The following is a 25,645-nucleotide window of genomic DNA, read 5'->3' on the forward strand; positions in this document are numbered from 1 at the left end:
AGGTATTGACAACGCTTTCATAGATACAGTCCTTTGTATTACTACTTTTCTTGCCGGCACTCTTGCGGCACTAAAGCTGAGAAAGAGGTATTTTATGGCAGCATAGCCACTCTGCTCTTCCTCTCATGCAAGGCACATTATAGCAGCGTCTATAAGGGGGTGGTATGCTCTCTTTTCTGTTAATTATTACCATGATGCTTTTTTTAGACCTGGGGAATGGCCTTAAAAAGACAAAGGATCCCTGAAATAGCTATAATTGCCTTGTTCACCCATTGCCTGCTATGAGTTTTGCAGGTTGCTCCGCTACTGACAACCACCTGTGGACGGTTGAAAAGCGGTATACGCCTCGCAAAGGTGCGTCACAGAAATACAAGACCGTCACGGTTAGCACGGACGAAATCGCTAGGAGCGTAACCTATGGCGGACGGCCACGGTACCGAATCAAAGTGGCCGATCCTCTCCGGTTTGACCCAAAACCCCTGCCCATCGACCCTTACGTCTTGGGCGTTTGGCTGGGGGACGGTCGCAATAACAGAGGAGCCATCGTCATCGAAAAAGGCGACCTCGAAATCGTCCGTGAAATCGAGAAGAGAGGGTATGCATTTTCCCCTCATTACTCTGCCAAGCAAAACCTCGTTTACGGGACAATCCTTGGCATTCGCACGGTCCTGCGGCAAATGGGGCTGATCGAGAACAAGCATATCCCGGACGTTTACAAGATGGCTAGCGTTGAGCAGCGTATGGACCTGCTTCGCGGGTTGATGGATACGGATGGGACCGTCACTAAGTCAGGTGAGTGCAGGTTCGTATCAACCTGCAAACGGCTTGCCAGGGACGTGTATGAACTCCTGCTCGGCCTTGGGTTTAAGGCTCACATCCGGCCAGCGCCAACTAATGGCCGTAGCGACGCTTGGATCATTACGTTCAAGGCTTACCATGACAGGCCGGTGTTTTGCCTTTCTCGCAAGCGAGAGAGACAAATTCGGCGCAACGGCCTCAGTACAAAGGCTCAGTATCGTTGGATCGTGGCAGTTGAGGAAGTCGAACCGAGGCCGGCGCGCTGCATCGCGGTGGACAGTCCATCCCACCTGTTCCTGGCTGGCGATCGGCTTATCCCGACGCACAACACCAAGCGGGATCAGGCCAAGATCGTTTGGGATGAAGCCGCCAACATGGTAAAGAGGTCCCCGGCCCTGGCTAAGCGGGTCAAGGTCCTTTCCGGTAAGGCCAACATGCACATAACGGAAACCAGGTCGAAATTCGAGCCTCTGGGCGCCGACGCCGATACCCTGGACGGGCTCAACGTTCACGGGGCAATTGTGGACGAGCTCCATGCCCATAAAACTAGGGCGGTCTGGGACGTGCTGGAAACGGCCACGGGGGCCCGCCGGCAGCCGCTCATGTTCGCGATAACGACGGCCGGGACGGACCAGAACTCGATCTGCTACGAACTGCATGAGTACGCAGCTGGCATCCTGAAAGGTACGGTCCAGGACGACACGTTTTTTGCCTACATCGCCACAATTGACGAGGGCGACGACTGGGCCGATCCGAAGGCATGGGCGAAGGCCAATCCAAACCTGGGCGTTTCGGTTAAGCTGGACGACCTTGAGCGCAAGTGCGAGAAGGCGAAGAAGCTGCCGGCCGCGCAGAACACTTTCTTGCGGCTGCACTTGAACGTCTGGACCCAACAGGTCAACAGGTGGATAGACCTGGCGCTCTGGGACGAGCAGGCCGGCATCGTTGTAGAGGAAGAATTGAGGGGCCGCATTTGTTACGGCGGCCTGGACCTTTCCAGCGTCCAAGACATTACCGCTTGGGTATTGGTCTTTCCGCATGAAGACGACCCAGAGACGGTGGATGTACTCTGCCGCTTTTGGGTGCCGGAGGCCAGGCTGCATGACGACCACAACCGTTACCGCGACCAGTACAGGGCCTGGGCGAGGCAAGGGTACTTGAAGGTTATACCCGGAAATGTCATAGATTACAGCTTTATCAAAGCACAAGTACTGAAAGACGCGCAAACCTTCAGGTTGGTGGATCTCAACATTGACCGCTTGTTCCAATCGCACCAGTTGGCCGTAGAGCTAATGGAGGAAGGTCTGACGGTGGTCGGTATGGGGCAGGGGTTCACTTCAATGGCTGCCCCAATGAAGGAATTCGGGCGCAGGCTATTGGCGAGGAAAATAAGGCATGGCGGCAATCCGGTTCTGCGGTGGATGGCTGATAATGTGGCTGTTAAACAAGATGCCGCTGGCAACCTCAAACCAGACAAGGCCAGCAGCCAAGGAAAAATTGACGGGATTGTGGCCCTCGTGATGGCCCTGGACAGGGCAATGAGGCACGAGCAGCCGAGGCGGTCGGTGTACGAGGAGAGGGGAATATTGACGCTCTAAGGGTGGTTGGTAAGGTGATCAAAGCAAAAATAACCGAAGATCACATTCGTGAAGTCTGCCTTATGGCAGGCTTTTGTATGCTAACATACGGGATTTGGCTTATTTACCCGCCTGCTGCCTGGATTGTGGGTGGCTTAATTTTGATATGGCTCGGCATACCGCCAAAGCCGCCAAAGGGTGAGCGTTGAGATGGGGCTGCTGTCGAGGCTTTTAATCAAGAACTATACGATGGAAGATTTCAACCGTGACGTCAAGGCGTGGCTAGGAGTAGGACAGGTGACGATGGCGGGAGTAAGAGTTAGCGAAGAAACTGCGATGCGGTACGTCACGGTGTACTCGTGCGTGCGCGTGCTGGCGGAAACGCTGGCTTCACTTCCGCTTTTCGTATACAAGGAACGCCCAGGTGGAGGAAGCGACAAAGCACGAGACCACCCTGTTTACGGTCTGCTGCACGACTTACCGAACGACGAAATGACTTCCCTCACTTGGCGGGAAACGATGATGGGTCACCTAGTGCTTTCCGGGAACTGTTATTCGATTATTACTCACAACCGGCGCGGGCAGCCGGTGGATCTTTATCCCGTTGGGTGGCACTTTGTCGAGCCTAAGAGGAACAGGGATACAGGGAAAATTGAGTACCACATCAACGACCGTGGAAAAATAGAGGTTTTTCCTGCCGAGAAAGTCTTCCACATCCCTGGTCTCGGCTATGACGGCATAAGAGGGTATTCACCTATCCGCATGGCTCAGGAGGCCATAGGGCTGGGGTTGGCGGCTACAGAGTTCGCAGCGAGGTTTTACGCCCAGGGAATGAACATAGGTGGAATATTGGAGCATCCCGGGCAACTGAGCGATAAGGCTTACGAGCGCCTCAGAAAGTCCATTGAGGAGCGCGGGGCGGGTTTAGCCAATGCCTGGCGTCCCCTTATTTTGGAAGAGGGGATGAAGTGGACGCGGATCCCGATGCCGCTGACGGATGCCCAGTTCATCGAGACGAGGAAACTCAATCGAGACGAAATATGCGGTCTGTTCCGCGTGCCCCCGCACATGATAGCAAACCTTGAACGCGCAACGTTCAGCAATATCGAGCATATGTCTATAGAGTTTGTCATGTACACCATGTTACCTTGGGTGAAGCGCTGGGAGCAAACAATCAACTGGAAACTCTTTACTAAGCAGGAACGCGAGCAGGGTTATTACGCCAAGTTTAACTTATCAGGCTTGCTCCGCGGTGATGCTAAGAGCCGGGCCGAAGCGCTACACATAATGCGACAAAATGGTGTAATCAACGCTGACGAATGGCGCGAAATGGAAGAGATGAACCCGATTGAGGATGGTAGCGGCAAGGTTTACCTGGTCAATGGCAACATGGTGCCGGTCAGCAGCATAGGGCAGGTTGAAACTACAAAGGACCAGGCTGCTGGACAAAAACAAAACGAGCCTCCAGGTAAGATGAGGCCAGAGATATTTATCAGGCAATTGAAGGGAGGTGAACTGGGTTGAAAAAGTTCTGGCGTTTCCGGGCTGCAACAGATAACCCCAATATCGGCGAGCTCCTGCTCTACGGCACTATCGGAAGTGAAACCTGGTGGGGGGACGAGGTGACGCCGAAGCAGTTTAAGGCCGATTTAGATGCCTTAGGTAACGTGGAGGAAATCAGAGTTTTTATTAACAGCGATGGCGGTGACCTGTTCGCTGGCCAGGCTATTTACAGCATGCTCAAGCGGCACAAAGCGAAAAAGACCGTGTATATTGATGGTCTTGCCGCTTCGGTAGCATCGGCGATAGCCATGGCTGGCGATGTGGTTTACATGCCGCGCAATGCCATGATGATGATTCACAATCCCTGGACCATCGCTATGGGCACCGCTGAGGACTTCCGCAAACTGGCCGATGATATGGACCGTATACGAGAAACGCTCATTACGGTCTACCAGGACAAAAGCGGCCTTGAGCGGGAGAGGATCATCGAGATGATGGATGCCGAGACCTGGTTGACTGCTGAGGAGGCGGTCGAGTTGGGTTTCGCTGACGAGATTGAAGAAACAAGAGGGCTTGCGGCGTCCCTGGAAGGTGGATACCTGGTTATAAACGGCCAAAGGTTCGACCTGCGGCGTTACCGCAATGCACCGAAGTTTAATTTCGTGCCGAAGATAATGGCAGGTGTGGTTCCCAAGGACGTTTCTAGGGAGAAAGCGCCCGAGGACGAGCCATGGGAGGCACCAGCCCTATCGGACTTTACGGATAAATCCTGGGACGAGTTATCCGATAACGAGAAGCGCCGCATCGCGGGTCACTTCGCCTGGGCCGCCGCAATGCCGCCGGAAAAGTATGGCGACTTAAAGCTGCCGCACCATCGTCCCAAAGATGGCGCCGTGGTATGGCACGGTGTCGCCAACGCAGCGGCGAGGTTGCCGCAGACGGATATACCGGATGAAGACGTGCCGAAGGTACAGAACCACCTCGGTAGCCACTACCGGCAATTCGGTCGCACTCCACCGTGGGAGGAGCAGGAGGATTCCTGGCGTGAGTACGTACAGGTTAGTAAAGCTCTGCGGTGTGGCGACCTCGAACCTGAACTAGTTATAAGGTGGCTGGCGCTTCACCGGCAGCTCTTCCCGGAACCCAGGAACGAGGGACGGGTACTATCTGCTGCTAACGAACATCGCATCAGGCAGGCGAGGGATCTTTTAAACGAGGTCCTGGATCAGCTAGCGAAGGACAAAGACGGACAATCTGGTCAAACCGGAGGCCAGAATAGGGCCCATAAAGCGGTTACCAGCCACCTGGTTTCTGGGCACCAACTGCTGCCTTTGTACCAGGCGCAGGTGATAGTAAACAAGAACAAGATTGGAGGTTGGTGAAAATGGAACTGAGGGAACTCAAGCAGAAGCTTGGTAGTCTTTGCGACCAGCAGGAGAAAATTTTAAGCAATGCTTTAGCCGAAAATCGTCCACTAACAGAAGAGGAGAAGGCGCAGTTCGATAGTCTGCAGGCCCAGATTGACGCTTTAAATGAAACGATCAAGGCGGCGGAGGCCGTGCAGGCTAGGGTAGATTACCTGAGCAAGCCCGAGGGGAAGCCATTCCGCCCCGATCCTGCCATTGATGGTAGCTACAAGCAACAGGAGAAACTCGATGACGGCGGTTTCAAGAACTTGGGTGAGTTTATTTATGCCGTGCGTTTCGGTGACCCCAAAGGCCGTTTGCAACACCTTCGTCAGGGACAGGGACAAGGTGGTGGCATTGAAGTGCCGGATGCCTTCAAGGCGCAACTCATGCCCTGGCGTTTTCGCAATGAATGGAGGATGGATGAAGGCGCCAGCGGTGGTTTTGCTGTCCCTGTTCAGTTCCGGCAGGAAATGTTGATGATTAAACCGGAAGCAGCCGTCGTGCGGCCCAGGGCTACCGTCATTCCTGCCGGTGACCCGCCGGATACGATGGTTACCATCCCTGCCTTTAGCCAGGGTACCAAGGGTGTATTCGGCGGTGTAGAGGTCTACTGGGTAGGGGAAGGTACGGAGACACCGGAAACTGATGGTAAGCTCCGTGAGGTATCCCTGCAGCCGCAGGAAGTAGCAGCGCATACCGTTGTTACGGACAAGTTGCTCCGCAACTGGGAAGCTGCATCTACCTTTATCGCCACTCTGCTGCGGGGTGCGATTGCGGCTGCTGAAGACATGGCTTTCCTGCGCGGTGATGGTGTGGGTAAGCCCATAGGCGTTTTAAACGGCGCAGGCGTGTTGACTGTGAACCGTAGTGTTGCTGGGAACATAGCATACGTGGACATCGTAAACATGCTGGCCAAGCTGCTTCCGGAATCGGTAAGCCGGGCTATCTGGATCGCTAACCAGGGCACCCTGCCGAAACTTGCCACGCTTAAAGATGATGCTGGAAGGTATATTTTCATTCAGGGTGACGCTACCAAAGGAATCCCGGCAACTTTAGCTGGAATACCGATTATGTTCACCGGCAAAACGCCGACTCTCGGCAGCAAGGGCGACCTAATGCTGGTAGATCTCACTTATTACCTCATCAAAGATGGTAGCGGACCGTTTGTGGCAGCCAGTGAGCACGTCCTGTTCCGCCAAAACAAGACCGTTATTAAGGTATTCTGGAACGTGGATGGCAAAGGTTGGGTAAACGAGCCGCTGACGTTGGAAGATGGTGTTACTAAAGTCAGTCCATATGTGGTGCTGGACGTGCCGGCGGCCTAAACGATTAATTAACAATCATAACGGGGAGGGGGTTTGCCCCCTCTCCTAACCAATTACGTTGAAAGGGGAGGTTTCTAATGGTAGCTAATATGAAGCTTTCCGAACTCGTGCGCGTAAAGCAAGCGATTATTCCGCAAGATATCGTAGGCGGTAAAATCAGCGCTTATTACAGCATGTCCGGCATCGGACGCGTCCTAGCGGTGCTTACCACGGGCGTCATCGCTGAGGCAAAGAAGGCCACCATTCAATTAATGCAGGCCAAGGATGCTAATGGTACCGGTGCAAAGCCTCTTGGGAGTGCAGTAGAGAAGGTAGCCGGTGCTGGAGGAGAGGAGATTTTCCTCACGGCTGAAGCTAAAGCCACGGATCTTGACCTTGCCAACGGATATGGTTATGTTGCGGTACAGGTGAGCAGCGACAACGCCACGGCCGTAAACGGAGCGGCGGTGCTGATTTTTGGGGACCTTGCATTCCGCGGCTGAGGGAGTGAGATAACGTGCCCAAGTACCGTGTAATTGCGGAATTTATTGACCTGGAAGCTGGCCAGCGCCGTTCGCCCGGAGAGGTAATAGAAGTGAGTTCGCCCGCAAGAGTTAAGAAACTGGCGGATGCGGGTGTGATCGATCCTGACGCCGTAGAAGAAACCGGGCCGGCGGATGCTCCGGAGACCGGGAACGACGGACAGCCGGCGGCAACGGCAGAGGAGCAACCGGACGCCCGGTCCGGTGCGGAGAGTCCCGACAAACCAAAGGTTAAGGAGAAATAGGACGAACGAATAGGGGGTGACGGGCCTTGTTCGGGGGGCTCGTGCTTGCGGTGCCGCCAATGGCCGAGCCGGTCAGTCTGGCCGAGGCTAAGGCCTACCTGCGGGTGGATACCGCCGATGACGACGGTCTTATCGCAACGCTGATCATTGCCGCCAGGGAGTACTGCGAGGGTTTCCAGAACAGGGCCTATATCACCCAGACCTGGCAACTGTGGCTGGACAGCTGGCCGGAAGGTAGCGAAATAAGGATTCCCAGGCCGCCGCTACAGGCGGTGAACAGCGTCAAGTATTACGGTGCCGACAACACCGAATATGTGCTATCGCCTGCTGATTACATCGTTGATAACAAATCCGAACCCGGCCGCATTGTCCTGGCCTACGGTAAAAGCTGGCCTGGCATTACCTTGCGGCCTGCCAACGCGATATGCGTGGAGTTTGTAGCCGGATATAAATCTTATCAGGGTACGGTCAACACAGAGGGAACCTCCGTTATCAGGGTGAGCGGCGATGAGTTCAACACAAAATGGGCAAAACAAAAGACTATCGTTATAAACGGCGTGGCCTACCGCATTTCCTCGGTAACGAGCGGTGATTCGTTAACCCTGGTTGAAGCGGCTGGCAACCAGAGCGGTGTCAGTTACGAAGCGAACGACGTACCGGAAAGAGTTAGGCAGGCCATTCTCCTCTTAGTGGGGCACTGGTATGAAACCAGGGAAATTGCCGTAGTAGGACATGTAACCGCTGAAGTTCCGTTTACTGTTAATGCTCTACTCTGGCAGGAGCGGGTGGTGCCGGTATGAACGCCGGCGAACTCCGGCACCGGGTTACGTTCCAGAAGCGCAGCTTAGATCCCGCTACGGGGGGCCTCACGGCGTGGGCTGACTACGTGACGGTGTGGGCCAAGGTAGAGGACCTTTCGGGGCGTGACTATTTTCAGGCACAGATGCTTGGAGAGGCTTCTCTGGTCACGACCAGGATTACGGTTAGGTGGCGGCCAGATCTAGACCCGCATATGCGGGTGAGGTTTGGCGACAGGCTCTTTGATATAAAGGCCATCCTCGACCCTGATGGCCGCAGGAGAGTGCTGCAGGTCATGTGTGCTGAAGCAAGGTGAGGTAAATGGCGCTTGGCGACCAGACTAGGCGACACATTATGACCAAGAAGGCGGGTATGCGGGCGTTGTTGCTGGACATTGCCACCGACTTGCAGCACTACGCGCAGGGGATAGCTTCATGGGTTGACAGGACCGGGGAGGCCAGGAAGGGGATACGTGGCGGGGTAAAAACAAGCCGCGGCGGGTTTACGCTGTACCTGGAGCACACGGTGTGGTACGCGCGTTTCCTGGAAACGGGTACGCAGCCGCACGAAATCGAACCCGAATTAAAGAAGGCACTGCACTGGCCCGGCGCGGATCGCCCTGTTGGAAAGGTCATGCACCCGGGAATTAAGTCTTACGCGGTTCTCGTGCCCACAGCGGACGCGAACATCGACGACATCACGAAGGCGATACTGGATTATTGGAGAGGTTGATATGCGCGCCGCAATTAGGCAACTGCTCATAGCCGGTGTCCCGCAGGTTGGGGGGCGGGTTTACGAGCCGCACGTTGTGACGCCGAAAACGGAGAAGCCTTTTATCGTAGTCAGGGAGGGCGTTCAGGATTCCGGGGCTGATTGGGCGGCGTTTTCAACGGTCGTCGAAATTTGGCCTTACGTAGACCGCACAACATTTCAGGCGGTGGATGCGTTGGCAGGGGCGGTCATCAACGTGCTGCACCGTGCCCGCTTTACCGATGGAAGGGAACAGTATCTGGCAGATTATCTTGGAACCGCCGGACAGGATTTTGCCGATGATGATTGGAATGCCATCACGCGGGGGCTACGCTTTAGGGTTTTTGCTCTGGGCTGGCTCAACGGGTTAACTTATGACCCCGACCCTGTGGCGGTTTTGCGGAGTTGGACGGCAACGACCTGGCCGGAAGTACATACGGATCCGGCCACGTGGTCCCCTGCCGATGCGACGCCGGGAATTTACTGGCGCCTTGTGCGGGTAACGCCGGTGCAGGTTACGGCGGCGTTGAGCTGGTTGGATGCCCAGCTGGTAGGGCACGTGCTTGCACAGAGCCCGGCGGTTAGACTTGCCTGGGTGCGGAAGCTGGTGGAGGGACTGGCAAAGCAGCGCAGGCTTACCATGCAGGACGGTGGGCCTCTGGAACTGCTAAAGATTGCCGCCGACAGCGAGGCCGACCCGATGAGGCGGGGGCAGGTGGAAGTAACCGCGAGGTTTGGAGTGCTGCAACCTTTCGTTCAACCGGAAGTTTTGAAGAAAGCTGTTGTTGGTGGTTCAGTTAGTGGGGAGGTGAGTTAATTTGCCTGAGAAGAAGGTCGCTGAGCAGGTTCAGGAACGGGAGCCTGTTTACAGCCGCGAGGAGCTTATTGCCGCGGCTTTTTCTTTTGGCGTGAAGCCAGAAGTGGTGGCCGGGGCGTTGCACCTAGCCGGCAAGGACAGTATGACAAGGGCGGAAGCGGAAGTGGCTATTAAGCAATTCCTCACGAGGAGGGTGTAGTGAATGGCGGGCATTACGTTTCAGGTTGGCGAGCAGAAGATCCGCCCGGGTGTGTACGTCCGGGTAACTAACATCGGTGAACCGCCGGAGGCAATAATCCCACAGGGCATTGTTGCAGCTCTATTTCGAGCTTCCTGGGGACCTCTGGGGCAGGTAACTTATCTTGAAAACGCGGATGCGGTTACTGCTACGTTCGGGAGTAGCGGCACCATTGACGCTGCTCTTGAAGCTTTCCGTGGCGGCTGCCGTCGGGTGGTTGGATACCGCCTAGGCAGTGGCGGAGCCAAGGCTGCTATTACCCTCAAAGATACTGCCGCAACTCCAGCAGATGTAGTCACTATTACCGCCAAATATGAAGGCGTGCGCGGTAACAACTTCAAGGTGACCGTGAGAGATTCCCTTACCGACACAACCAAGCGAGAGCTCCTGCTTTACGAAGGAGTAACGCTGCTACAGGTGATTACCTTCGCGAAAGGTACTGGAGAACCGCAGGCCCTAGTTGACGCAGTAAATGCATCCAACAGCCCGTACATTACTGCCACGAAGCTGGCCGACGGCAACGGTGTTCTGGCTACCGTTACCCAGCAGGCGCTAACCGGCGGCCAGGACCCGACAGTAGATGGCGCAAGCTATAGCGCGGGGCTTTCGGCAATTGAGGCGATAGATTGGAACGTGCTGGCCGTAGATAGCGAGGACCCGGCAACCCACGTGGCGGTGCAGACTTACATCGACCGGGTGCGCAATGAGGGCAAACGAGTTATCGCCGTGGTGGGCGAGCCGACCAGCGTGCAGCTGGCCACCAGGCTTGCTAACGCCAGGGTCTTCAACGATCCAGCTATTGTCTATGTGGCTAACGGCTTTAAGGGCGCCGACGGTATTATCCGTGAAGGCTACAAGGCAGCTGCTAGGGTTGCGGGTATGATTGCGGCTGCTAACATCACCGAAAGCCTCACCCATGCGGTGGTCAAAGGAGCTACCGGGCTTGTAGGGGCATTGACTAATGCCGAAATCGAGCAGGCCATCCAATCCGGTGCCCTGGTGTTTACCTTATCGGCCCAGAAGCAGGTGCAGATCGAATACGGTATCAACACCTTTATCTCTCCCACGGCAACTATGGATGCCGGTTGGAGAAAGATTCGCCGCGTTCGCACCAGGGATAACCTTATGGACCGCATTGCAGCCACCTGGGAACCGTTGGTGGGCAAGATTAACAACAGCCCCGAGGGTAGAGCAACCCTTATTGCTGTCGCACAAGGTGTCATCAACAAGATGATCGCTGAGGGTGCCTTGCTGAGCGGTACGATTTACGAGGATCCAAACAACCCGCCTGCCGGCGATTCGGCCTGGTTCGTGGTGGCCGTAGATGACCTTGATTCTGCCGAAAAGGTATACATCACGTTCGGGTTCAGGTTTAGCCCGCCGGCAACCACTAGTTAGCGGGGGTGGAATAAATGGCTGATGCACGCTACATTTTTAGAAACTGTGTGCCCGACGGGAACATAGATTTAGCAAACGTCAGGCCTGGTGAGGAGATAAAGCGTGAGTGGACTTTCCGGGTGAACGACCCGCCGGAGTTGCAGAGCTTGCTTAACTCCGGCGTTTTTGATCCGCGCAATATCCTTCGTGGTTACGACGGGGAACTATATGACGGTGATGGTAATTTCCTGGCAGAAGTAAACGAGTGGCGGGCCCAGATAAGGGTCGACAATTCTGATTATCAGCCGGCGGGGAAAAAGATTAAGTGGGCGATCCCGCAGGGCTACAGCGTAACCCTTACTTTTACGGAGACGGTCGTGCGGGACGCAATCCTGCTTGAGAAGGTTATAAGAGGTCTGAAGGACGGGGCACCTGACGCAACGCTCAACTTTATGGGAGTCCTGCGCGGCCATAACGCTACGTGATCACTAGCGAGGGGATAGCATGGACGAGGTGAAGAGGGAAGAACTGCTGGCGGCTGAAGGCTCTATCCTCAAGGACGTAGCGGGTGTTCTTGAGGCCATGGAGACTATAACAAGGTATGAGGTTTTTGAAGTCGTTCGTGACGGCAAGAAGCTGTTTTCTTTTCGGGTGCGCGGCTTAACCAGCGAAGAAATGGAAAAGTGCACGGATCAAGCCACGAAGACTGTGAAGGATAGAAGGTATGGAAACCTAGCCGTACCAAAGGAGTTCAACGCCGCTAAGTACCGCTTGCTGATGATATATACCGCTACACACCCTGATGACCGCAAGGCACTTTGGGACAACAAGACATTGTGGGAAAAAGCCGGGGTTTTGGCCGGCTGGCAACTTATCGACAAAGTGTTAAAGCCTGGCGAGCAGGAAAAAGTTGTGAAGTTGATTGAGGAGTTGAGCGGTTACTCCGACGAGGAAGCTGAGACGGTTGAGGAAACGCTAAAAAACTCATAAAGGCGGGGGGCCGGGCCGCCTTGTTACACCACCTCTTCCAGCGGCTCGGCATAACCCCCGACGAATTCTACGCCAAGCCCTATAAAGTGAGGGCCTTCATGATGGCGTCCATGCAGGTGCAGCTGGAAGAGGAAGAAAAGCAGCGCAGGAAGCTGGAAAGGCAGGCGGAAGGCAGTGGCCACTGAAGTATACCGCATAGAGATCCCCATTCTCGTGGATGACAAGTCCGAGGAACCGATTGAGCGGGCCAGGGCGCGGGTGAGCAAGCTGGAGCAGGAGGCGCTGAGGCGCAACCAGCTGATCCGGAAGCACTTTGAGACTTTTGCCAAGATGCGTATTGAGCCGGTCATGCGGATACGCGACAGGCTCACGGCTGGGGTGCTGAAGGCTGACAGGCTGCTCAAGATGCTGAGCGCAGAGCAGGCGGCCCCTGTGCTTGTGGCGCAGGACAAGGTTTCTGCCGTAGTGCTGCGGATAAACCAGCTGCTGGACGCCATGGAAAAGAACAAGGTTCACGTGCTGGCCGATTTAAAGGGACCGTTGATGCAGGAGATAGCCGAGGCCAGGGCTGCTTTGGTGTCTCTGAGCAGGGTGCAGGCTGCGCCCGTGGCGGAGCTGCGGGGCAGGCTTTACGCACAGCTGACCAGGGCCATGGCCGTGGCGCGCCAGCTGGACCGGATGCGGGTGGAGCCATGGGTAGAACTGAGAGAGCGGGTGCTGGCGAAGGCAAGGGAGATAGGTGCTGTACTGCGGGGCCTTACATTGCGCACCTGGAAAGTGACTATCGAAGCAACGGACCGTGTAGGCGGATTTGCTAGGCGGTTGTTGGGAATGCTGAACACCCCGCTGGGGTGGCTCGGAGCGGGTACGGGCACCTACGGGCTGATTGGTTTCCCCCTGAAGTTGGCTGGGGAAATGGAGCAAGCCTTTATTGGCATGGAGTTTTTCCTGAAATCGCGCGAGAAGGCTTCTGAGTTCATGGATCAACTTTTTAAGTTCGCCGCAGAAACTCCTTTTGAACTGCCGCAACTAAGGGAGATGGCCGTTCAGCTCTTGGGCGCCAACTTTGCGGCCGACCAGACCCTGCGCATTCTGCGTGCCTTTGGTGACGCCGCCTCCATGACTGGTGCCGGGATAAATGGCATGAAGTTGGCGCTTTTAGGCTTCAGACAAATTGCCACTATAGGAACGCTCCAGATGGAAGAACTGCGCCAGGTTACGGAGAACCTGCTCATCCCGATGGAACCCATACTTTATGAGTTGGGGTTGACAAGGGACGCATTGAAGGACTTGGGGAAGCAGGGCATTGACTCCGCTCGCGCCATGGAGGCTATAGTGAGGGTTCTGGAAAGGGATTACGCGGGTGGTATGGCCAAACAGGCCAGGTCTTTCTTTGGCCTTCTCTCCACGATAAAGAATTACCTCAACATCAAGTTCATCTACCCCTGGGGTGAGGGGCTACGGGAAGTATTGGTACCCCAACTTCAGAAGTTGGTGGATTGGCTGGAAGCTGGTGGGAACAAAGCGAAGGAAGTTGAGCGTGGCTTTGCGGGGTGGGCGAGCGCAGACGATCCGATAAGGAGAGTCAACAGAGCAATAGAAGAAGGCGTTGTCGGTTGGGCGAAGCTAGTGGATAAATCGGCGTATGCGGTCAACCGCTTGGAGCAACTGCAGGGGCAGTTGAGGTTGCTCGGCAGGGAAACGGCGGAGTTCGTCGTCCAGAAACTTCAGGGCATTGCGGTGTGGCTGGAAAGGATTACTAGTGGCGAGCAGTTTCAGAAGGCGGATCTCGGCGGCAAGCTGGCGATTTTGTTTGACGAGACTGTGAAGGCAGTGGCACCGAAGGTGGCAGAGGCTGGAGTAAAGATTGGCATAGCCTTCGGCAAGGGCATCATCAGTGGCCTCGCAGAGATAGTAGAGAAGGACCCGATTCTAAGGGCTGGGTTGTCTGCATTGATTGCAAGCAAGATACCTGGTCCCCCACAACTTAAAGCACTGCTTTTTGCTGGTGTTTATGCCGGTTCTACCGGATACTTCGACATCAAAGAGCACTACGAACGCATAAAAGCTGAGATACCGGAGGGCTATATCACGCGGCCCGCGCCGTTTTCGTTACCGGAGGCCGGTGCTGGTGCTGGTGCGCCGCCTGTCGGGATGGGTCACTTCCGCATGCTTGAACGCTACCAGCGCGGCGGCATTGTGACGGGGCCGCGTTTGGCGGTGGTAGGAGAGGCAGGGCCAGAAGCGATCATCCCCCTGTCAGCTAGGATGCGGCAGCGTGCCCTGGCTTTGTGGGAAAGGGCCGGGAAGGTGCTGGGCGTGAGGTCCTATGCGGAAGGTGGGTTTGTCGGGACACCCGTTCCTGCCTTGGCCGGTGCTGGTGCTGGTGCGCCGCCTGTCGTCAGCCTTAACATGCATTTTGATCTCGCAGGGCTGGTGGGGCAGGTAGTGATAAATAATGCAGCTGATATTGATGCGTCAATCGACCACATAGCCGGCGTTATAGCGGATAGTTTGAGGGGCATCTTTCAAAATATGCCTAGGAGCCGATAAGCAGAAAAAGGAAAACGCCGCGCGCTTGGAGTATTCAAACAAAAAACTAAAGGGGTGGTTTATTCAAACAAAAAACTAAAGGGGTGGTTTCATGAGGCGCGCGGCGTTATTGCTCGTTTTGTTAGGGGCCTTGTTGCTTGCGGGATGTAGTCAGGCAAAGAGTCCACAAAAAGGCTCTATGCCAGAAACGAAGCAACAAATTACGCAGCAAGTAAGCGCGTCGGAGGAAAAGAGTACAATTGCTTCTTCGGGTGGAACTTCGTCTCCTACATCATCAGGGACACGGGATGGGTCTTCAACGATACCAGGACTTGCAGCTGCCGACATAAAACTCAATCTTGAGAAAAAATGGGGAATGAGGTTTACTGGGCCTAGACCTGGGCAGACGATGTTTGTAGATAGCGGAGAAGTCACCGAGCCAAACTCTAGAATAAAGCTTGCCTGCGAGATCTATGAATATTCCCCGCTGGCCATTGCGTGGGTTAACTTCGTAGTAGAAGCATCTTCGGCGGCAGGCACAGTAAGTGAGGAAGCTATAAACAGCTTGGTAAAAAGGTACTTTACCTACTGCGCCACGGCTCCATATGATGGTGCGGAACCGGATAAAGCGGCGCAGTGGGTAGCTGACAACTACTTAAAGGCAACAAATCCCGGCAGCGTAGTAACCACGACTATAGGGCCGGTTAAATATGAGATGTTCGGCACGCAATATTTCCGCACGCTGAGGCTGAAACCTGCAAGTTAATTTGAGGTGGTTCTCATGGAATTCTACCTCACGGCTCCTGACGGGAGCCGTATTCATTTTCCGGTAAACCCAGAAAAGGTGACCTGCCAGACGGGGAATAAGATAATCACTTTTGACGTCATTGCCCTTGGTGAGATAGCTTTGCCGCGTGGTTATGTGCCCACGAAGTTTATCTTCGAGGGTTTTTTCCCGGGTGAGGCCCGCAAGAATTCTCCCTTCGTGAAGGACTGGAGGCCGCCCAAGGAACTGGTTGGCCTCCTTTCTTTGTGGCGCAGCCAGGGCACTAAACTTCGCCTGCTGGTTACCGAAACGCCGATAAACCACGATGTGTATTTCGACGGTGAGAACAGCTTTCAACACGAGTGGCGTGGCGGTCACGGGGACTGCTGGTACTCCATCAGGCTGGTGCAGGCGCGGGACCTGGTGGTGCTGACCGACGCGGAAAGGCAGGCAGGTGCGGCTACTTCCGGTTCCGGCCAGGGGCAGGTACCGGTGAGGCCAGTGCCACCGCCACCGAAAACTTACGTCGTGAAGCCCGGCGATACCCTCTGGGCGATAGCCAAGCTAACCCTTGGCGACGGTAGTCGCTGGAAGGAGATCTACGAGGCGAACAAGGACGTGATAGGTCCCGACCCGAATGTGATCATCCCCGGACAGGAGCTACGCATAGCCTGAAGGCTGGTGGTGCGCCTTGATTGACGTATCCAGAATCGGCTACGAGTTGTACTTGCTTACACCGGCCGGGGAGAGGGTGAACCTTTCTCCTTTCCTGCGTCACCTTGCGTGGGAGGAGAACGAAGGAGAGTTGGCCGTCAGGCTGGAAGCCGAACTCCAGAACACGCAGCTAACTAACGGTAACTGGCTGCACACATTGCTCCCGCTTGGCGGGCAGGTTTTCCTGTTTTCGGATTGGGGCAGCGGGCCACAGGAAATATTCCGGGGAACCATATTCAGGTGGCACTACCGTACCGATCCCCTTGGCCACTTCACGGTGACGGCTTACGACCACCTCATATACCTGACGAAGAGCAAGGACGACCGCTACTACAAGGCCGGCACGACCGCGAGGGCGATAATCGAGGACATAGCCGGGGAGTGGGGCATACCACTGGGGGAAGTGCAGGGACCTGACGTAGCCCTGGCGCGGCAGGTATTCAGAGGAGAGAAGCTGGCGGATATGATCGCCAGCGTCCTGGAGCAGGCCAGGAAACTCGGCGCCGGCAAGTGGATTGTGCGCAGCAGGAGGGGGGCGGTTGACGTCATAAAGCCGGGGCAAAACACCCCGGTTTATTGTTTTACCGCAGATACCAACGCGGGGGCTATCGAGGACCAGCAGGACATCGAAGACTTGGTTACGCGGGTGAAGATTTTAGGTGCCGAGGAAGAAGAGGCCCGCACACCGGTGGTGGCACAACTCGATGGGAGGACGGAATTCGGCGTATTGCAGGAGTTGGTTTACCAGCGGCATTACGACAACTTCGCCGCCGCGCAGAGTGCGGCGAGTGAAATCCTGAGTGAGCGCGGCCAACCCAGGCGAAAGCGGAAGATGCAGGCCCCGGACTTACCGTTCCTCCGCAAAGGGGACAAGGTGTACATAGCTGCCGGTACGCTGATAGGCTACTACATCGTGGCCGGAGTGGTGCATGATGCTACCAGCCGCACCATGACCCTGGAGGTGGAGGACGTTGAATAGCGGTGCAAGCAAATTAGCCCGGGTGATAGCCGAGCGCATAGCCAGCCAGACCGCACGGCCGGACGCCCTAGAATTGGGCACCATCCAGGCCGACATGAGCCTGAAGCTGGACCGGTTCGCGGTGCCGATACCGAAGGGGGACTATCTCATAGCGGAGTGGTTGGTGCGGCTAGGTTTGCCGGCTTTTAGCATAACCGGCACTCAGACCGGGCTTAAAGATAGCCTTAACGGCAATGTTACCGGCCAGGCTACGTTTTCTTTCCAGCCGACCAGTATAGACGGAGCGCAGGTCGAATTCAAACCCGACCTCAAACCAGGCGACCGGGTGCTGGTGGCCTGGGTTAATAATCATACCGACCCGGTTGTTATCTCGAAGGTGGTGTCTTCGTAATGCCCAACCTCTACCCAACCTTTGAGGTACCACCGATAGTCGAGCAACAGCAAACAGAGCCAGCACCGAAATACGGCAAAAGCTGGCTCTTTGATTTTGCAAAAGGTGATTTTGTGGTGGATGGCGCTGGGCGGGTGGTGCAAGCAGATGGGCATACCGCCTGGGTGCAATGGTGCGTTAAAACGGTGCTCACCCAGAGATTTGCTTACGTGATTTACAGTTTTAATTACGGAACCGAGTTAGAAGAAGCGCTAAGACAGCCGGCTAGGAAAGCTGTGGAGGCAGAATTGGAAAGGGCAATTACAGAGGCCTTACTTGCAGACCCCAGGACTGAGATGGTGCGGGATTTTGCTTTCGACTGGCAAGGAGATGAAGTAACAGTGGCTTTTACAGCAGTTCCAGTTATTGGGCCTCCGGAAAGGCTGGAGGTGAAAATAAATGGCTGAACTCCCGGAATATCTAACAGACCAAACCTATGAAGCCATACTCCAGCGGATGCTCTCAAAGATCCCGGATGACATAGACAAAAGCGAGGGCAGTTTTATTTGGGATGCTCTTGCCCCCGTAGCCGCTGAGTTAGCCCAAGCAGCAATCTGGGCACAGGAAGTGTTGCGGCGGGGCTTCGCCCAGACTACCTTCGGGCAATACCTGGACCTGCGGGCCGCAGAGCACGGACTTACCCGCAAACCGGCGGTGAAGGCTACCGGGCAGGTAGTGTTTACCGGCACACCTGGGACGATAATCCCTGCTGGCACCCAGGTAAGCACTGTGGGAAGCGAAGCGGCTCCGGCCATTTTCTTCGTTACCACTCAAGAAGTGACGATAGGATCGGACGGAACAGCTACGGCGAATATTGAAGCGGTAGAAGCAGGGTCAAAGGGCAACGTAGCGGCAGGAGCAATAAAGTTGCTGGCGCAGCCGGTTAGTGGGGTAATGGGTGTAAACAATCCAAACCCCACCACTGGTGGTACGGAAGAAGAAAGTGATGCAGCGCTTCTGCAACGCTTACTGGAGCGTATGCAGAGGCCGCCGGATACGGGTAACAAAAACGACTATATTAGATGGGCTAAAGAAGTGCCAGGGGTTGGTGACGCAATATGCATTCCGCTTTGGAATGGGCCAGGAACCGTAAAAGTGGTGATAGTGGATAGTAATGGTGCGCCAGCTAATCAGGAATTAATCGAGGCGGTACAAAATTATATTGCTCCAGCACCAGGTATGGGCGAAGGCAGAGCGCCAATAGGGGCAAGTGTAACAGTTGTTGCACCAGTTTCGGTGCCTATAAATGTAAGTGCCACCCTGACCTATAAGACTGGCTATGATCCGGCCTCCGTTCGGGCCAATGTCGAAGCCGCCATCGACAACCTCATTAAGGGTTTGAAAATCGGCGAGGATGTACGTTATTCCGCTATTGCAAACGCTATCTATGATACCCCTGGCGTGGAAGACTATTCTAACTTACTCATTAATGGCGGAACCTCCAACGTAAGCATAGCTGAGGACGCTAAGGCGGTCAAAGGGGTGGTGACCTTGACGTGAGCTTAACTTCCGAACACGGAAAGAGAATGCTTAGTTACCTGCCGCGCTATTACGAAACTAGCCTGGTTATGCAGGCTATACTGGAGGCGCAAGGACAGGAGCTTGACAGTGTTTATCGCACACTAAATGAAATACTGGAGCAATTTTTTGTGCAGACGGCAACCTGGGGCCTCCGGTATTGGGAAGAAGCCTGCGGCTTACCTACTAACGAGCAGGAGCCCATCGAGGCTAGGCGAGCCCGGGTACTAGCGAAACTGCGTAGTTTCCCGTCTGCTAGGCGGGCAGATATCGAGCGGGTTGTTGCCAGTTTTGTGGCGGGCTATTTTGATATCTTGGAGCATCCACGTTTTTATTCTTTCTACGTTCGGGTTGCTTGGAACAAGGTAGCCGATCTCAATGCTTTGGTAAAGGCGTTAGATGAAGTTCGCCCAGCTCATATCGCATTTGGCGTAGTGGGTATTCCCGATCGGATGTTCATGTTAAATCATGCGGGTACAATCGTGACCGTTACCCAGGATCTATCCTGGCGGGAGACCAAGGCGTGGAAGGTGTTCACCGGGCCGCGGCTCAATGCATCCGGTGCCGTCGAGGCCGTGACGGAAGACGTCTCTTGGAGCGAAACAATAACCTTTAAGGTGTTTACCGGGCCCCGGCTCGGCAGCCTGAAACTCAATCAGGCCGGAGCGGTGCAGACTGTCACCACCGACGAGGGATGGGATGAGACAGTCATCCATTATAAATTCACCGGACCACGGCTCAATGGACCTACTACGTTGAGGTTCAACGGAATTGGCAGACAAAACGAAGGTCCCAAGACCAGCGAGCAGATGGTGACGCACCATGAGGTTCTGGTGACCAAGAAAACCTTCCCGACTGGGCAACTGCTCAATGCCGGGCCAACATCTACCCAACAACAAACGCTACATCACCTCGGTAGTCGAACCTATAAACGTTTTGTGGCGCCGTTGGCGGCCCTAAATGCCCGCGGTACCGTGATCGAGGACGTGGTGGACCACGGCTGGGATGAGACAATTACTGAGCATAGGTTCACGGGTCCACGGTTCAACAGCCCGCTGACTTTGGCTATGACCGGTCAGGCCAGGTTAAACGCCGGGCCAAAAACCAGCGAGCAGGTGGTGGTCCATCATCCGGTTTTGGAGGTCACCGTCAAGAACGACGGCGGCACCCTTCTAAATCGGGGGCCCACCGAGACAAGGCAGGAGATCATAAATCACCCGGATGTGCGGACGTACAAGAAATTCAATCCCGAGGTCGGCATGGTCCTCAACAGCAAGCCGGTCCTGGGGTACATGTGGAAGAAAGAACTGAAGGAGGCGGTCTAATGTGGCAGAGAAGCTGGTGAAGTACCAGGGCGATACTACACAGCGCGAGCTCTGGTTGGGCGGGCCAGTGGTGAATACGGGTGTTTCACGGCTGCTTGACCCTACCGACCGGAGTTTTACGGCGGTGATGTTCCAACAGGGGAAGCCGCCCCTGGACTCGGAGGTTAACCTTCTGCAGCAGATCCAAAATCACCTGCGGGCGCAAATTATGCGGCAACTGATGCCGTCGGGGATAGTTTCTCTGGGCGCGCTAACTACTGGAGTGACCTCGCCGCTTAATTGCCTGCGGCTGGGCGAGACCTATGCGCTGGTTAACGGCTGGCTGGTAAAAATAGCGGGGGCCAACCGGAGCGATACCGCTAACGACATTATTTTCCCGGAAGCCCCTATTTCGGGCTACCGAGATGACCTGGCTTTTGTCGAGTTCTGGTTTGAGGAAGTGGCGCCTACCGGAAGCCCGGAAACCGACAGCGAGAACGTCTATAAATACGGCGGTGTCCAGAGCGGTACCCTGACCAACGATCTCCAGGATACCACCATAGGGGATGAGACCACCCGGCGCATTCAACTCAGGTGGCGCATCCGGACTGTGGCCGACGTCGACTTTGTGAACTACCCAGATGGCGTTAATCATGGGGACAAAGTCAAGGCCTGGGGCGGGGCTGGGGCCGATACCACTTACACTTTCTCGCCGTCGAATACCGACAGCAAGCTCTACGTGGCCGGTGACGGTTCCGAAGCGGCCTGCGATGCCCTCAAATGCGCCACGGGGTATGTCTATGCCCTGAGCTTATTTAAGGTTCATCGGCGGAACCAGACGGCCTATGATGCCGTGAATAACCCTGACGGCGCCCCGGCCTATGGGCAGCCCAACCCGCGGCCAGACCAACTATTCCACAACGTCATTGCGGCCAGGGACGTAACGCCAACCTATTTTTTGACCGACCTGAAGGAATACCTCTCTCCAGGCATTGAAGCCATGGGAGCCACCGTAATGGAGCTTGCCCGGGCGGTCAGGAGCACCGACCTCGAGCTGGACAAATGGAAAAAGCAGCGACTGCAACAGGGCACGGTGACCATCTACAATAAGCTGGTGGTCGAAGGAGCAGTTATCAATGGAGTGCCCAATTCGAGGAACATCCAGGTTACAAAGACTGGTACCTATACGGCCGGTAATGTTTCCAGGGTGTATGTGGATGGTAAAGACGTCCTGATCCCGGATGAGCAGAACGTGGCTGCGGTGCCCACGAACCCGGACACGGTGGCCAAGACTTACTACACCTGGCTGGACTGGGATGCCAGCGCTGGGAGATATAAAGTATACCTTGGCACCGCCGTCCCGGAGGGCAAATTGAAGCTCTACCAGATCATGGTGCCGGCGGGCGACCAGGGCACAGACCTGAGCGCCTGCACCTTCACAGACCAACGGCGGCTGGAACCAGGGCACCCGAACTATTACAACACCAAGCCCTTCGCCTTAGTCAGCCCTGCGGGGTACCCGATGCTGGACACTCCGGATTATGACGTGTTACTCACGGTGGAAAGCGCCAGCGATCTGGATAAGGTTGGCCGCCTAGAGGTCTATGATAAGGCGAGCAACGGGTTCAAGATCAGGCTTACCGGCACCGCGGATAACGTTCAGGTGCGCTGGACTATTGTTAATCCGGATATCGCTTAAGGGGGTGAGCGGATGATTGTACGAGAAGTAAATGAGGGGCCGAAAATCGACTACGCGCTGAACGGGACGGTCCTGAGTCTGGGCAGCGGAACCATCTCGATTGATCTAGCGGCCCGGCAGCAGGATACGGAGACGGTGATCGATATCTGCCGCGACGACGGCCACCTGGTGGAAGGCATGGGGCGATGGTACGTGGCCACCATCATCATTCCGCCAAGGCGCTATCACCTGGTGGACACCGGCCAGGTAGACGAGAACGGGGCGCCGGTTCTGGCGCGGGAGGCTTTGCCGTTGGACACGGGTTCGGTAGTTCTAAACCTTTGGGCTTTGCCAAAACAAGAAGGAGGTAGCGAAGCATGATTTTCTCAATTAAAGATACCTACCGTCAGGCTGTGGAGGCTGCCAGCGGTGGAAAGAACACGGTGCTTTACGATGATCTGGGTTACCCATCCATAATGGTTATCATCCCAAGGTTCAAACTGAGCGACATAGACCCCACGTGGCCCTCCGATCCCCATCCTGCCTTCGTTGTAAACGGTCGTATCGTTGACGAAATCTTTATCTCCAAGTTCCAAAACGTAGTGGTGGGCGGGCGCGCCCTCTCTCTGCCGATGCAGGACCCCAAGGTCTATGTGAACTTCGACCAGGCCAGGGGTTACTGCACCGCCAAGGGTAAGGGTTGGCATTTGATGACGAACGCGGAGTGGGCCGCGATTGCCCTCTGGTGCTGGAAGAACGGTTTCTTGCCGCGGGGGAATAACTATGCCGGAGCCGACCACGGAGCACTGTATGAGAACGGCCGCAAAACCTATGACTGGATTCTCACTTACAACTGGAACAACCGGGCCTATAAGATTGACGGAGCGAATTATTACCATGTAGGCCGGGTGGCCACAGGGAGTGGGCCCGCTTCCTGGTACCACGACAACACCCCCTTTGGCATTGCCGACCTAAACGGTAACGTATGGGAGTGGGTCGACGGGCTGAAACTCCACGATGGTAAGATATACGTCCATGGCGCCGGCGGAGTGGCCCAAAACAACTTCGAGACTCAAAACAACAGCCATGATGTGACCGGCTGGGTGGATACCGGGGCATTCTTCGACAGCACCGTGGCGGGCGATACAACTCAGACCAGCCACGAGATAGCCGGTGATCCGATTTTGAGCGCGGACCTGACCAACCCCATGTATACTACTGACCCCACTTCTGATGCCTACTACGGCTATGAATATGTTGACTTTGAGAGCCTGACCGCCGAGACCGGCTTTACGCCCCCGGCCATGCTGAAACATCTGGCTATCCAACCCCCCGGCACTGGCCTTGGCGGCGACGGCCTCTGGGTGCGTAACTACGGGGAGCGCCTCCCGCTCCGGGGCGGGGGTTGGGGCGGTGGTTCGCACGCCGGGGTTTTTGCTCTGAACCTGGGCGACGCCCGCTCGGCCTCGGCCAACAACATCGGCTTCCGCGCGGCTTTTATTCCCGTGTAATCTGGGTTCTGAAACCTGAAATCTGCTGGGCGGGCGACAGCCCGCCCTCCCAGTTCTTGAACACGGGGGTAAAAGCCTTGGCTGAGGAGTTGAAGGTTCTACAAAAAACCTACGACATGATCCAGTATGGCTATATTTGCCTGCGGCAGTACCCCAAAAGCGAGAAGCACACTTTGGCGGCCGAGACCAAGCGGGCCATGTTTGAGTTGCTAAAGGCCATCATCATGGCCAATAGGCGATACTACAAGAAGAACGCAATCCAAGAGGCTGACGTCCAGTTAGAAATCCTCCGCCATTATATACGGCTTGCAAAGGACCTGGAGTTTCTACCCATCAAAAAGTACGAGAACTGGTCTAAGATGACCACAGAAATAGGGAAAATGATTGGCGGCTGGCTTAAGTCAGCCCGTTAATCATTTTGGGGAGAAAGCCAAAGCGCCTCCCGATCCGGGGCGGGAATTGGGACAATGGTTCGCAAGCCGGGGTTTTTGCTCTGAACCTGAACAACGCCCGCTCGAACTCGGACAACAACATCGGCTTCCGCGCGGCTTCACCCTGTAGCCAGAAGTGGCCGGCTCACGGGCCGGCCTCCAGCGCGCAGGGGTAAAGGGGCTTTCTTCCCTGCCGCGCTCCCGCCAAAGCTCGGGACCGGCAAAAAACTGAATTGCCGGGAAGGCAGTTAGTAACCCGCGAGGGCGAAGGGTGCCACGCCCGGCGCCTCTTTTTAGAGGTGATGACATGAAGAAACTTAAGGGGCTATATCCCAAGGTCTACGATTTCGAGAACCTTCTGGAGGCCTACAAGGAGGCCCGTAAATGCAAAAGGTTTCAGGACGAAGTCCTGGCGTTTACCCGCAACCTCGAGGAAAACCTGATCAGCATCCAGAACGAGCTAATCTGGAAAACCTACAAGGTGGGCCGATACAGGGAATTTTTCGTCTACGACCCGAAGAAACGGCTGATTATGGCATTGCCATTTAAGGACCGGGTGGTCCAGTGGGCCATCTACAGGGTACTTAACCCGCTTTTGGAGCGGCGTTATATCTCGGACAGTTATGCCTGCAGGGTGGGTTACGGGACCCACCGGGCAGCGGACAGACTTCAATACTGGCTCCGGTATCTGGCCAGAAGATACCCCAGGGTATACGTCCTTAAGCTGGACATAAGCAAGTATTTCTACCGGGTAGACCACGACGTTCTCATGGGGATCTTACGGCGGATAATAGCCGACGAGGACATGCTCTGGCTGCTAGAGACCATCGTTCGGTCAGAGGACACCAAATTTGGCATCCCCCTGGGCGACCACGGCTTCGAGTGCGAGAGGGTCGAGGGGGTCGGGATGCCTATTGGCAACCTAACAAGTCAAATGTTTGCCAACCTCTACCTGAACGAGCTGGACCAATACGCCAAGCACGTTTTGAAAGTCCGGCATTATATCCGCTATATGGACGATGTAATCATTTTGCACCCGGACAAGAAATATCTCTGGCGACTCAAAGAAGAGATTGGTGCCTTTCTGCAGGACCATTTGCACCTGGTGCTCAACGACAAGACTACCGTCCGGACGGCGGACCAGGGGATTGACTTCTGTGGCTACCGGATATGGCCCACTCATAGGAAGCTCCGCAAAAGAACGGCCCTTAAAATGAAGCGGCGCCTGAAATACCTTCAGAGAGCCTATGCCCGGGGCGAGGTTGATTGGGAGGAGGTAAACGCCAGTGTTCAGAGCTACTTGGGCCTCTTAAAGCATTGCAACAGCTACAGGCTGCGGAAGAAGTTGTTTGACGATCTTGTTTTTGTACGAGGAGGGGATGCCGGTGAGCAAAACGATGATAACCTGGCCAAGGGGTGAGGCTTATGCCCGGG

The 25,645-nt window shown here is 55.4% G+C and carries 28 protein-coding genes; all 28 read left to right on the plus strand.

Features of this window, described 5'->3' with window-relative positions:
• Positions 1–446: 446 nt before the first annotated feature.
• A complete protein-coding gene (locus G454_RS17305; protein WP_051275777.1) occupies positions 447–2,396 on the plus strand; it encodes a terminase TerL endonuclease subunit in 1,950 nt (649 codons plus the stop codon).
• Between the two features lie 177 nt (positions 2,397–2,573).
• A complete protein-coding gene (locus G454_RS17315; RefSeq protein WP_211229912.1) occupies positions 2,574–3,899 on the plus strand; it encodes a phage portal protein in 1,326 nt (441 codons plus the stop codon).
• Positions 3,896–5,260 (plus strand): head maturation protease, ClpP-related, encoded by a 1,365-nt coding sequence (locus tag G454_RS20755; RefSeq protein WP_084413194.1) that lies wholly within the window; start codon positions 3,896–3,898, stop codon positions 5,258–5,260. Before G454_RS17315 ends, G454_RS20755 begins: the two co-directional genes overlap by 4 nt.
• Positions 5,261–5,262: 2 nt before the next feature.
• The gene (locus G454_RS0102275; RefSeq protein WP_035106592.1) at positions 5,263–6,612 is read left to right on the plus strand and encodes a phage major capsid protein; all 1,350 of its coding nucleotides are present in this window, start codon (positions 5,263–5,265) and stop codon (positions 6,610–6,612) included.
• Positions 6,613–6,701: 89 nt separating this feature from the next.
• Positions 6,702–7,094 (plus strand): hypothetical protein, encoded by a 393-nt coding sequence (locus G454_RS0102280; RefSeq protein ID WP_156896617.1) that lies wholly within the window; start codon positions 6,702–6,704, stop codon positions 7,092–7,094.
• A gap of 14 nt (positions 7,095–7,108) precedes the next feature.
• A complete protein-coding gene (locus tag G454_RS0102285) occupies positions 7,109–7,378 on the plus strand; it encodes a hypothetical protein (RefSeq protein ID WP_156896618.1) in 270 nt (89 codons plus the stop codon).
• Between the two features lie 26 nt (positions 7,379–7,404).
• Complete coding sequence (locus tag G454_RS20185) at positions 7,405–8,178, plus strand: head-tail connector protein (protein WP_051275778.1); 774 nt, start codon at positions 7,405–7,407, stop codon at positions 8,176–8,178.
• Positions 8,175–8,492, plus strand: a complete 318-nt coding sequence (locus G454_RS0102295; RefSeq protein WP_027717295.1) for a phage head closure protein — start codon at positions 8,175–8,177, stop codon at positions 8,490–8,492. Before G454_RS20185 ends, G454_RS0102295 begins: the two co-directional genes overlap by 4 nt.
• 5 nt (positions 8,493–8,497) lie before the next feature.
• On the plus strand, positions 8,498–8,908 hold the full coding sequence (locus tag G454_RS0102300; protein ID WP_027717296.1) for a hypothetical protein: 411 nt from the start codon (positions 8,498–8,500) through the stop codon (positions 8,906–8,908).
• Between the two features lies 1 nt (position 8,909).
• The gene (locus G454_RS0102305; RefSeq protein ID WP_027717297.1) at positions 8,910–9,743 is read left to right on the plus strand and encodes a hypothetical protein; all 834 of its coding nucleotides are present in this window, start codon (positions 8,910–8,912) and stop codon (positions 9,741–9,743) included.
• A gap of 1 nt (position 9,744) precedes the next feature.
• A complete protein-coding gene (locus G454_RS0102310) occupies positions 9,745–9,942 on the plus strand; it encodes a YqzN/YkzM domain-containing protein (protein WP_027717298.1) in 198 nt (65 codons plus the stop codon).
• 3 nt (positions 9,943–9,945) lie between these two features.
• On the plus strand, positions 9,946–11,379 hold the full coding sequence (locus G454_RS0102315; RefSeq protein ID WP_027717299.1) for a phage tail sheath subtilisin-like domain-containing protein: 1,434 nt from the start codon (positions 9,946–9,948) through the stop codon (positions 11,377–11,379).
• Between the two features lie 14 nt (positions 11,380–11,393).
• A complete protein-coding gene (locus G454_RS0102320) occupies positions 11,394–11,843 on the plus strand; it encodes a hypothetical protein (RefSeq protein WP_027717300.1) in 450 nt (149 codons plus the stop codon).
• A 19-nt stretch (positions 11,844–11,862) separates the two neighbouring features.
• Positions 11,863–12,348: a phage tail assembly chaperone gene (locus G454_RS0102325; RefSeq protein ID WP_027717301.1), complete on the plus strand. Its 486-nt coding sequence runs from the start codon at positions 11,863–11,865 to the stop codon at positions 12,346–12,348.
• Positions 12,349–12,368: 20 nt separating this feature from the next.
• A complete protein-coding gene (locus G454_RS17335) occupies positions 12,369–12,533 on the plus strand; it encodes a hypothetical protein (protein WP_245574283.1) in 165 nt (54 codons plus the stop codon).
• Entirely contained in the window at positions 12,523–14,901 is a 2,379-nt protein-coding gene (locus tag G454_RS0102335) for a tape measure protein (RefSeq protein ID WP_027717302.1), read from the plus strand. Before G454_RS17335 ends, G454_RS0102335 begins: the two co-directional genes overlap by 11 nt.
• 178 nt (positions 14,902–15,079) lie before the next feature.
• Complete coding sequence (locus G454_RS21255; protein ID WP_156896619.1) at positions 15,080–15,646, plus strand: hypothetical protein; 567 nt, start codon at positions 15,080–15,082, stop codon at positions 15,644–15,646.
• A gap of 15 nt (positions 15,647–15,661) precedes the next feature.
• Positions 15,662–16,321 (plus strand): LysM peptidoglycan-binding domain-containing protein, encoded by a 660-nt coding sequence (locus G454_RS0102340; RefSeq protein ID WP_027717303.1) that lies wholly within the window; start codon positions 15,662–15,664, stop codon positions 16,319–16,321.
• A 16-nt stretch (positions 16,322–16,337) separates the two neighbouring features.
• The gene (locus G454_RS0102345) at positions 16,338–17,339 is read left to right on the plus strand and encodes an XkdQ/YqbQ family protein (protein ID WP_027717304.1); all 1,002 of its coding nucleotides are present in this window, start codon (positions 16,338–16,340) and stop codon (positions 17,337–17,339) included.
• Positions 17,332–17,730: a hypothetical protein gene (locus G454_RS0102350; RefSeq protein ID WP_027717305.1), complete on the plus strand. Its 399-nt coding sequence runs from the start codon at positions 17,332–17,334 to the stop codon at positions 17,728–17,730. The genes G454_RS0102345 and G454_RS0102350 overlap by 8 nt, the downstream gene beginning before the upstream one ends.
• Positions 17,730–18,176, plus strand: a complete 447-nt coding sequence (locus G454_RS0102355) for a DUF2634 domain-containing protein (protein WP_027717306.1) — start codon at positions 17,730–17,732, stop codon at positions 18,174–18,176. The genes G454_RS0102350 and G454_RS0102355 overlap by 1 nt, the downstream gene beginning before the upstream one ends.
• A complete protein-coding gene (locus G454_RS0102360; protein ID WP_027717307.1) occupies positions 18,169–19,269 on the plus strand; it encodes a baseplate J/gp47 family protein in 1,101 nt (366 codons plus the stop codon). The genes G454_RS0102355 and G454_RS0102360 overlap by 8 nt, the downstream gene beginning before the upstream one ends.
• A 26-nt stretch (positions 19,270–19,295) precedes the next feature.
• Positions 19,296–20,612 (plus strand): YmfQ family protein, encoded by a 1,317-nt coding sequence (locus G454_RS20190; RefSeq protein WP_156896620.1) that lies wholly within the window; start codon positions 19,296–19,298, stop codon positions 20,610–20,612.
• 1 nt (position 20,613) lies between these two features.
• Positions 20,614–22,290, plus strand: a complete 1,677-nt coding sequence (locus G454_RS20195; protein WP_051275780.1) for a hypothetical protein — start codon at positions 20,614–20,616, stop codon at positions 22,288–22,290.
• 12 nt (positions 22,291–22,302) lie between these two features.
• A complete protein-coding gene (locus G454_RS0102375) occupies positions 22,303–22,650 on the plus strand; it encodes a hypothetical protein (protein WP_027717308.1) in 348 nt (115 codons plus the stop codon).
• 62 nt (positions 22,651–22,712) lie between these two features.
• Positions 22,713–23,780, plus strand: coding sequence for an SUMF1/EgtB/PvdO family nonheme iron enzyme (locus G454_RS0102380; protein WP_245574284.1), 1,068 nt, complete (start codon positions 22,713–22,715; stop codon positions 23,778–23,780).
• A gap of 77 nt (positions 23,781–23,857) precedes the next feature.
• Complete coding sequence (gene avd, locus G454_RS0102385; protein ID WP_027717310.1) at positions 23,858–24,193, plus strand: diversity-generating retroelement protein Avd; 336 nt, start codon at positions 23,858–23,860, stop codon at positions 24,191–24,193.
• A 325-nt stretch (positions 24,194–24,518) separates the two neighbouring features.
• Positions 24,519–25,631, plus strand: coding sequence for a reverse transcriptase/maturase family protein (locus G454_RS17350; protein ID WP_051275781.1), 1,113 nt, complete (start codon positions 24,519–24,521; stop codon positions 25,629–25,631).
• The last annotated feature ends 14 nt before the right edge of the window (positions 25,632–25,645 follow it).

This window comes from Desulfovirgula thermocuniculi DSM 16036, assembly GCF_000429345.1.
Taxonomy (GTDB): Bacteria; Bacillota; Desulfotomaculia; order Desulfotomaculales; family Desulfovirgulaceae; genus Desulfovirgula; species Desulfovirgula thermocuniculi.